We start from the raw sequence: 12327 nt of genomic DNA, 5'->3' as shown, positions 1-12327 counted from the left end.
TTTTGTAATCGTCTAGCCGCTCCGTTATAATATGAGTATGCTCGTATTGAAGGGAGTTACGTAAATGTTAGTTCAAAAAATTTCGCCTAGAGGATACTGCTATGGTGTAGTGGATGCAATGGTAATTGCTCGAAATGCTGCATTAGATACTTCTCTGCCAAGGCCAATATATATTTTGGGAATGATCGTCCACAACAAACATGTAACAGATGCATTTGAGATGGATGGCATAATTACGTTAGACGGAGAAAATCGCTTAGATATATTATCAAAAGTCGATACAGGTACGGTTATTTTTACCGCACATGGTGTTTCACCAGAAGTGAAAGAGTTAGCTCGTAAAAAGGGCCTTGTTTCAATAGATGCTACATGTCCAGATGTTACAGTTACGCATGATCTCATAAGAGAAAAAACAGCTGAAGGCTATGACATTATTTATATTGGTAAAAAAGGTCATCCAGAGCCAGAAGGTGCAATAGGTGTAGCTCCAGACAAGGTACATCTAGTTCAATCGTTAGAGGACATTGAGAATTTAACTATTAAGACCGATAAATTACTCGTTACCAATCAAACTACAATGTCTCAATGGGATGTTGTGGATTTAATGAAGAAATTAGAAGAGAAGTTCTCTCATATTGAAGTCCATAAAGAAATTTGTTTGGCTACTCAGGTTCGTCAAGAAGCGGTTGCTGAACAAGCTGGAGATGCGGAACTTTTAATAGTAGTTGGAGATCCTATGAGTAACAATTCTAATAGATTGACACAAGTTTCAGAGGAAATCGCTGGAACACCTTCTTACCGAATTGGCGACATTTCCGAACTACAATTGGAATGGTTGGATAATATTTCTCATGTTGCAGTGACAGCAGGTGCTTCCACACCTACTCCAATAGTAAAAGAAGTTATTCAATTCTTAGAAAAGTATGATCCAAACGACCCGGAAACTCACGATACAACGAAAAAAACAATACCATCCAAAATTCTACCTAAAATTAAAGTACCAAAACCAGTAGATCGAATTGAACCTTATCCAGTTAAATAAAAAAAGCTGCTCACTAGAGAGCAGCTTTTTTGTTTATATTCTATTAAATCAATTGAAAGGGTTCCGTTGAAATGTTGGATGGGATGAATTCAACAGCAAGTTTGTGTTGCATACAAACCTTAGTCATATACTCCGCAACACCAATTTTCATAATTTGTTCCACATGATGACCCGGATCTATAACTGCTAAACCTATAGCTTCTGCATCTTGTGCCACGTGGAAATATAAATCACCTGTTACAAACACATCCGCTCCAGCTCTTTTAGCACTCTGTATATATTTATTGCCATCTCCACCAAGAACAGCAACTTTCTTAACTTCCTTCGTCAAATTTCCTACCACTCGAACAAAAGGTACATTCAGTTGTTTTTTAACTATTTCTGCGTAGTCAGCTAATGTTTGGCTTTGCAATAGTGTTCCAATTCTCCCAAGACCTTTTTCATTGACTTCTAAATCTAGCAATATTAAGTCATAAGCAGGTTCTTCATATGGATGACTTGTCAGTAATGCTTTTAACACCTTACTTTTCATAGAGATAGGAAAAACAACCTCTATTTTATCTTCTTCTACTACTGCTAATTCATTCGCTTGTCCAATAAAAGGAGTTGCTAAGCTAGACGGTTTGAACCTTCCTTCTCCTTCTGAAGTAAAACTACAATCCGTGTAATCTCCAATTTGACCAGCACCAGCAATTGCTAATGCTGTTCTAACTAGCTCTGTTGATTGCTTAGGAGTAAAGACCGCCAGCTTCATTAGTTGTTCAGAGCTAGTCTGCTCTAGAATATTTATGTTTTCTAGTTGCAAAGCAGTAGCAAGTAAATCATTTACCCCCCCTGAAGCAATATCTAAATTGGTATGCGCAGCATATACAGCAATATCATGCTTTATCAATTTCTCTATTAACATACCCTGAGGTAAATCTGTTCGCATATTTTTCAATCCTCGAAAAATAGGAGGATGATGAGCAATAATTAGCTCACAACCATTTACAATAGCTTCTTCTACTGTCTTCAAATTTACATCTAAAGTAACCAACACTTTAGTTATAGTTTTGTTAAGAGTCCCAATTTGAAGACCTACTGGATCTCCTTCAACTGCCAAAGACTTTGGTGCCCATTGTTCGAAAAGGGAAATAATATGTTGCCCATTTGTTTCCTTCATCGCTTATAAAGTCTCCTTTACTAAGGCAATTTTGTTTTCGAGTAATTGTTTCTTTTGCTGTACTTCAGTTCCTTGTAATTTGTTAAGCTCATCTACAATCCGTTGCCATTCATTTACCTCATTGGTCCATTTCTTTAGATATACAGGCGATTTGTCTTTACTCAAAATTGGTCCAACTAATAATTCCTTTTCCGAAAGTTTCATTTGCCCTTTTACTAATACAAGAATTTCATAAATTTTATCGTGTTCTTCTAAAATTACTTCTTGGTCTATCTTCCATTGTTCTTGAATAGCCCACTCTCGTATAGCTTTCGCATGAACATTTGGTTGTAAGATTAATGTATCCACAGTGGTAAGTTTTTCTTTTCCGGTTTCTAAGATAGAAGCTATAAGCGGACCACCCATTCCAGCTATAGTAACCGTTTGGACATTGTCGTTAGCCGTGATGACCTCTAAACCATTCCCGAAACGAACATCAATATTATTTTGAAGTCCTTCACTTATTACTTGTTTTTGAGCAGATTCAAATGGACCTTTGACTACTTCTCCGGCAATAGCTTTAGAAATGACACCTTCATGTACCAAAAAACATGGTAAATAAGCATGATCACTACCGATATCCGCCAAAGTAGTATTTTCTTTTACAAAGGAAGCGACTGTTCTCAGTCTAGTCGACAAATTTTTTGCATTCATTGTTTCAACACCTCTTCATTAACTATTATAGCAAAAAAGAAAAAAGACCTCGATTCTTTTACAGAATCAAAGGTCTTTTAGTTACATACTATTCTAAAGATTTAACCCATGCCGCCATAGCGTCAATGTTTTCTTCAGGTACTAATCCAGCTGGCATTGCACCTTTACCATTTGCTAAAACGTCTTTTACTTCGTCTTCAGACAATGCAGTTCCAACTAAAGCTGGACCCATGCCGCCTTCATAACTATTACCATGACAACCGATACATTTCCCTTGAGCTAAAGCTTCTGGATCAAATTCTCCAGCTGAAGCTTCTCCGCCTTCAGTTCCTTCTGCATGCTCTTCAGTTGCAGCAATTTCTTCTTTGTTTCCTACACCATCCATAGACAAGAAGAAAATTAAACCAATACCAAAAGCCATAATTAAGATAAATGGAATTATTGGATTTTTTTGCATAATTAACCCTCCCTTTTAATACAATCTTTTCTAATATAGAATTAGTCAACATTAATATTGTACTGCATTCTTAAGAAAACTAAAAGTCTTAGGAGAGAAGTTTTCTTAGATTGTGACATTTTAGACATAATCTTAGCTCATTTTCTACTATCAACACCCAATATGTCGAGCAATTACCATTCTTTGTACTTCAGAAGTTCCTTCCCCAATTTCTAGTAATTTAGCATCTCGCATATAGCGCTCTACTTCGTACTCTTTCATATAGCCATATCCACCATGTATTTGAATAGCTTGATCCGCTACTTCCATTGCTATTTCGGATGCATATAGTTTACACATAGAAGCTTCTTTCCCAAAAGCACGTCCTTGATCTTTCAACCATGCCGCTTTATGGACCATTGTACGTGCTAGCTCAATTTTCATCGCCATATCTGCCAATTTAAATTGCGTTACCTGAAACTCGGAAAGTGTTTTTCCAAATTGCTTACGCTCTTTAGAATAACGTAGCGCTCTGTCGAAAGCTGCTTGTGCAATTCCAACTGCCATTGCTCCAATACCAATTCGGCCACCATCAAGAGTTACAAGGAATTGCTTGAATCCTTGCCCTTTCCCCCCTAGTAGGTTTTCCTTTGGTACTCTTACATTTTCCAATACTAGCTCAGTTGTATTAGATGCATTTAGACCCATCTTCTCGTAATTATCAATAACAGAGAAGCCTTCTGCATCCGTAGGCACAATTATTGCAGAAATTTCTTTTTTACCATCTTTGATATCCGTAATTGCTGTTAATGCTAGGTGTTTTGCATAGCTAGCATTCGTTATAAAAGCTTTGTTTCCATTAATAACATAATCATCGCCATCTTCTTTAGCCGTTGTCTGTGTACCGCCTGCATCTGATCCTGCATTAGGTTCCGTTAAACCAAAAGCCCCGAAGGATTCCCCTGTACATACTGGAACCAAATATTTTTGTTTTTGCTCTTCTGTACCAAATAGATTAAGTGGAGCTCCACCAAGCGATATATGTGCAGAATAAGTGATTCCTGTAGAAGCACATGCTCTACTCAACTCTTCTGTCACGATTGCAAAACTAACAGTATCTGCACCTGCTCCGCCATACTCTTCTGAAAACGGTAAGCCCATCATCCCCATGTCGGCTAACTGTTTAAAGATTTCTTTTGGAAAAGCTTTCGTCTTATCGCGCTCAATCGCTCCTGGCGCTACAACCTCATCCGAAAACTCACGAATAGTTTTGCGGATCATTTTATGCTCCTGTGTTAAATCAAAATTCATTTCATTCATCCCCTTTGTAAATAAAAACGCTTACATTTCTATTATACTAAAAATATAAGAAATTCAAAGATATATTATAATAAGGGGACGACAGCTATTTTTGATCAACACCTTTTTCTTAATAATTCCATGGTGTTTGCAGTCCAACCCATATGGCATACAGGTTAGGATTATTTTATAAAAAAAGCGAGAGTCTATTTTTTAGGAGGAACACTTACTAGAAATTATAATTTCTTTACTCTCTATTTTCACTTTTGAGTAAATCTATTAGTTAAACTCTCAGAAAAATTATATAAGTTCTACTTTAGTTCATCAATGTAGAATACAAAAGCATCTTCCTACACACTTGGATGTGTAGAAAGATGCTCTCTTATTTATACTGAACTGGTTACTGAACGAATTGATAAACCAAAGTCCATATCAGCTGACACATCTGGTAGGTTATAATAACTGCGTAACTTTTCTAAAACTTCAGCAGGTGGTTTTTCATTGAAAAATCCTGTGCGGGCCATGGACATTCCACTGATTTTATATAGATCTACCATCGTTTCACACATTTTAATACCTGCCCCAAAGGAATCTATTATCGGCACATTGTCCACATGATGAATACCAAAGTTTGCCAAGAAAATATTCATCGGCCCCTCACCAGGAATAATTATATCCGCACCTTGCGCTATAGCTTGTTGAGCAGCTATTGTAAACTTTTCGATAATCGGTTGTGGATTGTCAAAGCCCTCTAAAATATCATAGAAGCCAATATCCGCCTGGATGATCGGACCTACCTTTTCCCCCAAGCCGTATTGTTGAGCATTGAAACGTAACTGGTCAACAAGTGGAGCTAGAAAATTCACAATACCAATCTTTGTTCCAAGCATCGACGCAATATGCATCGATGCTTGCCCGTAACCTATCACAGGAATATCAACAATTGATCGTGCTTCGATTAACCCTACGTCAGGAATCGTACCAATAAAAACGGCATCATAGCCAGCTTTTTCAGCTATCATTGCATTTCTAATGAATTGTTCCTTATGCAAACTTTGTAAATAATTGTACGTTATAAAATGTCCCGGATATTGCTGGGGATAAGTCTCTTTCGACATACCATGTAACACAACATCTACATCTGGACGTGCGATTTTAGATAAATGATTTACAACAGCATCTCGATAAACTGGAATGTCTTCAATGGATGTTAAACTTTGGTGCCAAATTTTCACACCAACGCCTCCTCTACATTCGATTGTTGGATTGCTTGTTTAGCAGCTATGCGACCAAATATTGCTGCCTTTCCGAGTGAACTACCCGTCATATATCCTGCACCATGGAAGCCCCCTACAACTTCGCCTGCCGCAAAAAGACCTGGAATACTTTCATTAAAGGGATTTAACACTTCTGCCTTTTCATTCACTGTTACACCCGCATATGTAGCTAGCATGGCCGTTGAGGTATTCATCGCATAAAAAGGAGCTGTTATAATTTTTGTTGGTTTTCCAAATGTATGCGTAAGTGTTGTTCTACCCAATACGTCATTTCCTGTATCGACCGCTTCGTTATAACTGCTGATCGTTTGTTGTAACGATGAGGGTGGAACTCCAATTATTGTTGCTAATGCTTCGATAGATTCAGAACGTTCCATTAAACCTAGTTCTTCAAGTGATGCAAAATCATACAATGCATCTCCTTTTACACCTTTATCCATTACTGTTTGATCCCAAATTTGAAAAGTACTTTGATCCGACTGTTGTAATGCTGCATCTCCTAGTAATTTATAGGAGATAGATTCATTTACAAAACGGTCGCCCTGCTCATTCACAATAATGCCTCCTTTATAAAAAGTATGAGCTTGGCGTTTATTGTCATTCGTAGAGCTAGGATGGAATCCGTATGTGCCTTTTAAATATGGAGTATCTCGTAACCATGCACCTTGTTCACATGCAAGCCTGATGCCGTCCCCTGTGTTTCCTACTCCACCCAAACGTATTGTATTAGTTAGCCCGGGAGCAAAGTGTTCAAGTAAGTCTTCACTACGGGAAAAACCACCTGAGGCGATAATAATACCTTTACGTGCTTCCACAACATATGAATGACCTCTATATGTTACATGGACTTGCTCAACACGCTCATTTCTTTTTTCTAGACGAGTAACTACAGCATCCGTATATATTTTTGCGCCATGTTCGATTGCTCTACTTTTTAACATATCAATTGCCTGATTGGGGACAATCGTATGCCCACGTGGGTTTGTATGGCCACTCACTGCTTGACAATCTATAAATTGTACACCTTGATTAACAAGCCAATTGTATGTTTCTAACTGGTGCTGTCCATATGTTTCAACGAGAGTACGATCATTTTTATACTGCCCAACTTGCAACATATCTTCTATTAAACTGTCTGCTGAATCAGTAATTCCATGTTGTTTTTGAAATTCTGTTCCTGCAAATGCCATAAAACAACCACTTAATAATGAACTACCACCAATTTGAGGTTGTTTTTCTAAAACTATCACACTCGCTCCCGCAGCAGCGGCTTCCACTGATGCGCAAAGACCGGCCATACCAGCGCCGATAATTACAATATCTACAACTGCTTTCATAGGCTTAAGCTTCCTTTGTTAATACCGCTAGAATCTCCAAGCCCGCTTCGCATACTTGCATGTCATGTGAATAGTGTCCACCACTTACTCCAATTCCACCGACACATTCACCGTTAATTAGAATTGGATAACCTCCACCAAATATAACTAGACGATTTGTATGCACGAGACCTGTTAATAAAGGTGGATCATCTTTTAAGCGGTCATACCATTCATGTGTTGCACGATTGTATGCTGCGGCTGAGAATGCTTTATTTTGAGCAATTTCTAGCGCTAAGACAGGTGCTCCATCCATTGCGTAAAATGCTTTTAAATTCCCTGCTTTATCTACAATTGAAATGGCAAATTTCATACCAAGTTCAATTCCTTTTTTCTCTGCAGCTTCTAGCATTTGTTTTGCCAAATTTAAAGTAATTGTTTGTTGTGTGAAAGTATATGTTTGTTCCATAATTCTCTATCCCCTTTAATTTATTATTTTGTAAGACCTACTGGCATTCCAGTTCCGAACGCTTCAATGGAAGCAGCGGTTATCGCTTTACTATGCGGTAATGCGATATTGACAATAACATTTGCCATATCAATAGGCTGTAACCATCCTGTTTTATCTAAATCGGGACCTAATTCATCCGTCATTCTCGTATCTACTGGCCCCGGACATACTGCATTAACGCGGATCCCATATGGTTTTAATTCTTCTCCTATTGCCTTTGAAAAACCAATAACTGCATGTTTTGATGAAATATAAGCACTACGATTTGGCCCACCTTTTGTTCCCCAAATAGATGAAATATTAATAATGGTTCCTTCTTGTTTAGCAATCATATCTGGCACAATTTGAGAACAGAAGTAATAAGGACCATTCACGTTAATATCATGTACACGCAACCATTCCTCTGTCGTTGTATCTACAAAAGGTAACATGCTCATTGTGCCAGCATTATTTATTAATATATCTACTGGGCCAAGTTCTTCTTTTACGAAGGCGCATGCTTTTTTTACTTGGGCTTCGTTCGTTACATCGCAGGGTACTGCAATTGCTCGGACTTTGTATTGCTTATTAATGACATCGACAACCTCTTGACACTCTTCTTCAAAAAGAGAACAGACCGCAATATGTGCTCCATGAGAAGCAAGTAACAAACATGTTTCTCGTCCAATACCTCTACCACCACCTGTAACAAGGGCCACTTTTCCATTCAATAGCATATTAATTCCCCCATTATAAATACGCTTTTTGTTGTGAAGTGATCAGGTTGACGGCATGTTCTCCTGCACGTTTTCCAAATACTAAACAACGTAATACTGATGTGCCTCCTGGATATTTCCCATAATAAAGCCCAGATGTTTCTCCTGCTGCATATAACCCCGGAATTGGATGATTGTCTCCTGATAAGACGCGACCATTTGTATCCGTTGCTAGCCCTCCATTTGTAAATACATTGCAACAAATAATCGGATATGCAATAAATGGACCTTTATTTATAGGAATGGACCAGTTCGATTTTGGCGGTGAGATCTCTGTCGCTGCTAATCCATCTTTTTGGTTAAATAAAAATTCCCCTGTTGGGCAAGCTTCATTAAATCCCTCTACCGTTTTAGATAATTTTTCTATTGGAATGTCTAACGCTTTTGCTAGTTCCTCAATTGTGTCTGCCACAATTGGAGGGACTTCTGTTTGCAATGCTTCTTCATGGCCAGGTATATCGTACATTTTTTGATCCGAAATCATATAAGCAATGTGACCCTCACATTCGTAGAAAATCTTACGAGCAACGGCTTCATATTGTTCATCAATCGTCGTTTCTCCTTCATCGACAAAACGCTCGCCTTGTTGGTTTACTAAAATACCATATGGGTACATCATGACCCCTGCTTCTTCCCTTTTACTACGAGGATCAACAGTTTCCGCATGGAAAGCATCAAATTGTCCTTGCCCTTTTGCACCAATTCGTAATGCCATACGAATGGCCTCACCTTTATTAAATAATCCACCTTCAGCAACGGTAGGAATTTTATGTGCATGACGGCCAATATATTGTGCCATCATCTCATGACTTCCTTGAAAGCCTCCTGCTGCTAATATCACTGCATTAGTCGACAAGGTGAGTGTTTCTCCTTCTGCAATACGTACTTTAAGACCTTTTACATTGCCTGAATCGTCGAGTACTAAATCCCATGCAGTCGTTTCATAGATAATTTCTACACCGAGGGCACGAGCACGAAGGCTAAGTGTATCAACAATAGCACGACCACCACCAACAGGTAACAAACGTGGTTTAGAAGCCGTTAAAAACATTGTAGGTAAGAAATCGAAATCTACACCTTTCGACTCTACCCAGCGCAATGTCGAACCTGCATTTTCATGTAATATTCGTATGTACTGCTCATCTGCGTAATAATCCGAAAACTTCAACATATCTTCTATGAAGTTTGGTGCAGGATTATCGATATTTTCCATTCGCATATAAGCAGCAGTCCAACGTGTATTCCCTCCACGTTCCTCAAAAGATGCCCGTTCTAAAATTGCAATTTTAATATCTAGATTTTGTGCTTTTGCTTCTTCTGCGGCTGCTAATGCAGCGGATGTCCCTGCAGCACCGCAACCTACAACAATAATATCGTAATCTACTTTTGTCATACGCTTCCTCACTTTCTACTTACCAGAATATTGAACCTCTAATTGTTGAATTTCCTTTAACTTAAATAGTTGTTGACGTTGTTCCCATGAGCAGATTAAATCATTCATATTTTTTTGGGACTCTTCTTGGTGTAATAATTTCATAGCTTCCACCGCTCCTTTTATTGCCCCACGTAAAGCTGTATTAGCACATAACATAATTTGGAAGCCCATTTCTTGTGCCTCTAGACGAGAAACAAGTGGCGTTTTACCACCCTCAACCAAATTAATAATATGTGGAATACCAGGGACTTCTTTTGGAATCCGTAAAAGTTGTTCCATGTCTGTCGGCGCTTCTACAAAAATAGCATGAGCTCCAGCTTCTTTGTAGGCATTCGCTCGCTCTAATGCTTCTTCAATTCCATATACTCCTACCGCATCGGTTCTGGCGATAATCGCTAATTTTTCATCTATTCGTGCATCTAAAGCTGCTTTAATCTTGCCAACCATTTCTTCTTTAGAAATAACCGATTTCCCATTAAAGTGTCCGCATTTTTTGGGCATCACTTGATCCTCAATTTGAATAGCCGCCGCTCCGGCCCGTTCCAACATTTTTACTGTTCGTTGCATATTAATCGCATTACCAAAACCTGTATCTGCATCTACAACAATTGGAATATTCGTCACATCTGCCATCCATGAAACTACTTGGGCGATTTCCGTTGCAGTAGTCAAACCAACATCCGCCCAACCAAGTTGCGCATTAGAAATGCCTGCACCTGTTGCATAGATTGCTGGAAATCCCGTTTCTTCGATAATACGTGCCGTCATGCCGTCAAAAGCTCCTGGTAATATAAACGTACTTGGATTTTTCAATAATTGTTGAAATAGCTCTGTCTTTTTCAATTGCTTCCCACCCTTTAATTTACTAATTCCTTCATGTAATAAGGATCAGCTTCATAAAATACTATTTTGACTTTGTCACTACTTTGAATATTGACCCCTCTAATGAAATGCTCATCCATCACTTCAATAACGTTTGAATATATATGTTGTGTAGTATGAATCTCTACATTGTAATGTCCTCGTTTTGGTAGTGTAAAATAAGGCTCAATGCCCTCTTGTAAGTCGTATTGAATTGAATATGGTCGGCCACATAGTGCATAAATTTTTTCAACATGACCAGCTTTTAATAAGTTACGACAAAGAGTCGAACTAATTTTTTCACCAGCCATTTCGACTTTTGGAGCAATCACTACTTGGATTTGTTGCTGACTTTGTTCAGCAATCATATGCACTTGTCCTTCACCTTTAAAACCGTATTTATAATCAAAACCAGCGACAGCAACTTTAACACCAAGCTTCATAAGATATTGTTCAACAAATGTCTGAGGGGCTAAAGAGGCAAATTCTTTTGTAAAATGAACGATATAAAGTAAGTCGACGCCCAACTTCTTTAATTGATGGGTTTTTTCTTCTATGGGCATTAAATAATCCACATTGCTATTCGTTATAACCGTTTTTGGGTGAGGAAAAAAACTCATCACAGCCAGTGGCAACTGTTTTTTAGATGCGTGTTGTTTGGCAATTTGAATAACGGTTTGATGGCCTTTATGGAGTCCATCAAAAAAACCGAGTGCCATCACGCTCTGTTCACTTTTCCGTTGTACAGCCTCTAAATTTTCTGCATCAATTAAAATGACTTTCATGATGAAGCCCCTCCTATTTTCATGTGGTACACACAAAATTGATAGCGTTTACATTTTCATGTTACTAATGGATCTTTTCCAGCTTCTTAATGCAATTCGTAAATGATGGTTTAAGCATATAAAATAAAGTAATGTTCAACTAGAATAGTTTTTTACGATAATCAATTTATTTTCCGTTATATTTTAACGGATTTTAGGTTTAGGGGGTTAGAGGTAGGGGGTTTTAGGTATGTATTTATAACTAATTGTGCCACCTTTTAACTTCATAAGAAAAACCAAGCAAAAAAACGCCCAGTCCTTTAAAAACAAACACGTACAAAACTTTAAAGAATGAATAATACTACTGATTTTCGTTTCAGTCGGACGCTTTCCGTGGGCGTTGCCTCAGCCTCCTCGCTGCGCTGCGGGGTCTTCGACTAACGCTGTTCCCGCCGGAGTTGCCGACTTGCACTACAATCAATTAAGTGAGTAGTACTCAACAATAATATAGAGCATAGTTTCTGCATAGATGATAAGAGTACTCCAAGTGAATGTAGGGATAGTGGATCAAATTGATTGGAGCGCAGAGCGGCGACTCCAGTGGGAATAGTGATGTGCACCCAAAATGTTGGACTTAAAACTAATTTGGGGGTGCACGTTATGAACATAAAAAAAGCAGAAGTAATTGATGCCTTTTTTGAGAAAGGAATGTCATTAAGAAAAATCGCACGCGACCTGGGTGTCGATAAGATGGTTATTAGTAGTTGGATAGAAAT

12 protein-coding genes are annotated in these 12327 nt (G+C 38.3%); 1 reads left to right on the top strand and 11 read right to left on the bottom strand.

Features of this window, described 5'->3' with window-relative positions; genetic code table 11:
* The first annotated feature begins 64 nt into the window (after nt 1-64).
* Nucleotides 65-1042: a 4-hydroxy-3-methylbut-2-enyl diphosphate reductase gene (locus BM260_RS16055; RefSeq protein ID WP_093538373.1), complete on the top strand. Its 978-nt coding sequence runs from the start codon at nt 65-67 to the stop codon at nt 1040-1042.
* A gap of 43 nt (nt 1043-1085) precedes the next feature.
* On the opposite strand, the gene BM260_RS16050 is transcribed toward BM260_RS16055, so the two are convergent.
* The 11 genes from BM260_RS16050 to BM260_RS16000 all read right to left on the bottom strand — a co-directional run bounded on the left by BM260_RS16050 (nt 1086) and on the right by BM260_RS16000 (nt 11572).
* On the bottom strand, nt 1086-2204 hold the full coding sequence (locus BM260_RS16050) for a Nif3-like dinuclear metal center hexameric protein (protein ID WP_093538372.1): 1119 nt from the start codon (nt 2202-2204) through the stop codon (nt 1086-1088).
* Nucleotides 2205-2207: 3 nt separating this feature from the next.
* Nucleotides 2208-2897 carry a tRNA (adenine(22)-N(1))-methyltransferase gene (locus BM260_RS16045; protein ID WP_093538371.1) on the bottom strand — a complete coding sequence of 230 codons (690 nt, stop codon included), beginning with the start codon at nt 2895-2897 and terminating at the stop codon, nt 2208-2210.
* Nucleotides 2898-2985: 88 nt separating this feature from the next.
* Entirely contained in the window at nt 2986-3354 is a 369-nt protein-coding gene (gene cccA, locus BM260_RS16040) for a cytochrome c550 (protein WP_093538370.1), read from the bottom strand.
* Between the two features lie 150 nt (nt 3355-3504).
* Complete coding sequence (locus BM260_RS16035) at nt 3505-4644, bottom strand: acyl-CoA dehydrogenase family protein (protein ID WP_093538369.1); 1140 nt, start codon at nt 4642-4644, stop codon at nt 3505-3507.
* 374 nt (nt 4645-5018) lie between these two features.
* Entirely contained in the window at nt 5019-5867 is an 849-nt protein-coding gene (locus BM260_RS16030; protein WP_093538368.1) for an aspartate/glutamate racemase family protein, read from the bottom strand.
* Entirely contained in the window at nt 5864-7246 is a 1383-nt protein-coding gene (locus tag BM260_RS16025) for an FAD-dependent oxidoreductase (RefSeq protein ID WP_093538367.1), read from the bottom strand. Before BM260_RS16025 ends, BM260_RS16030 begins: the two co-directional genes overlap by 4 nt.
* Nucleotides 7247-7250: 4 nt before the next feature.
* A complete protein-coding gene (locus tag BM260_RS16020) occupies nt 7251-7694 on the bottom strand; it encodes a GlcG/HbpS family heme-binding protein (RefSeq protein ID WP_175496326.1) in 444 nt (147 codons plus the stop codon).
* A 23-nt stretch (nt 7695-7717) separates the two neighbouring features.
* On the bottom strand, nt 7718-8452 hold the full coding sequence (locus BM260_RS16015) for an SDR family NAD(P)-dependent oxidoreductase (protein ID WP_093538365.1): 735 nt from the start codon (nt 8450-8452) through the stop codon (nt 7718-7720).
* 13 nt (nt 8453-8465) lie between these two features.
* Nucleotides 8466-9884: an FAD-dependent oxidoreductase gene (locus tag BM260_RS16010; protein WP_093538364.1), complete on the bottom strand. Its 1419-nt coding sequence runs from the start codon at nt 9882-9884 to the stop codon at nt 8466-8468.
* 15 nt (nt 9885-9899) lie between these two features.
* Nucleotides 9900-10769, bottom strand: coding sequence for an isocitrate lyase/PEP mutase family protein (locus tag BM260_RS16005; protein ID WP_093538363.1), 870 nt, complete (start codon nt 10767-10769; stop codon nt 9900-9902).
* A 14-nt stretch (nt 10770-10783) separates the two neighbouring features.
* Complete coding sequence (locus tag BM260_RS16000) at nt 10784-11572, bottom strand: FAD synthetase family protein (RefSeq protein WP_093538362.1); 789 nt, start codon at nt 11570-11572, stop codon at nt 10784-10786.
* Nucleotides 11573-12327: the final 755 nt, after the last annotated feature.

Source organism: Psychrobacillus psychrotolerans (assembly GCF_900115805.1).
Lineage (GTDB): Bacteria > Bacillota > Bacilli > Bacillales_A > Planococcaceae > Psychrobacillus > Psychrobacillus psychrotolerans.
Note: the sequence above shows the minus strand (reverse complement) of the source record. Positions and strands in the feature narration are given on the sequence as shown.

Excerpts from the sequence above, each read along its gene's own strand:
- BM260_RS16055 (WP_093538373.1), top strand. The coding sequence starts at position 65 with ATGTTAGTTCAAAAAATTTCGCCTAGAGGATACTGCTATGGTGTAGTG.
- BM260_RS16050 (WP_093538372.1), bottom strand. The coding sequence starts at position 2,204 with ATGAAGGAAACAAATGGGCAACATATTATTTCCCTTTTCGAACAATGG.
- BM260_RS16045 (WP_093538371.1), bottom strand. The coding sequence starts at position 2,897 with ATGAATGCAAAAAATTTGTCGACTAGACTGAGAACAGTCGCTTCCTTT.
- cccA (WP_093538370.1), bottom strand. The coding sequence starts at position 3,354 with ATGCAAAAAAATCCAATAATTCCATTTATCTTAATTATGGCTTTTGGT.
- BM260_RS16035 (WP_093538369.1), bottom strand. The coding sequence starts at position 4,644 with ATGAATTTTGATTTAACACAGGAGCATAAAATGATCCGCAAAACTATT.
- BM260_RS16025 (WP_093538367.1), bottom strand. The coding sequence starts at position 7,246 with ATGAAAGCAGTTGTAGATATTGTAATTATCGGCGCTGGTATGGCCGGT.
- BM260_RS16020 (WP_175496326.1), bottom strand. The coding sequence starts at position 7,694 with ATGGAACAAACATATACTTTCACACAACAAACAATTACTTTAAATTTG.
- BM260_RS16015 (WP_093538365.1), bottom strand. The coding sequence starts at position 8,452 with ATGCTATTGAATGGAAAAGTGGCCCTTGTTACAGGTGGTGGTAGAGGT.
- BM260_RS16010 (WP_093538364.1), bottom strand. The coding sequence starts at position 9,884 with ATGACAAAAGTAGATTACGATATTATTGTTGTAGGTTGCGGTGCTGCA.
- BM260_RS16000 (WP_093538362.1), bottom strand. The coding sequence starts at position 11,572 with ATGAAAGTCATTTTAATTGATGCAGAAAATTTAGAGGCTGTACAACGG.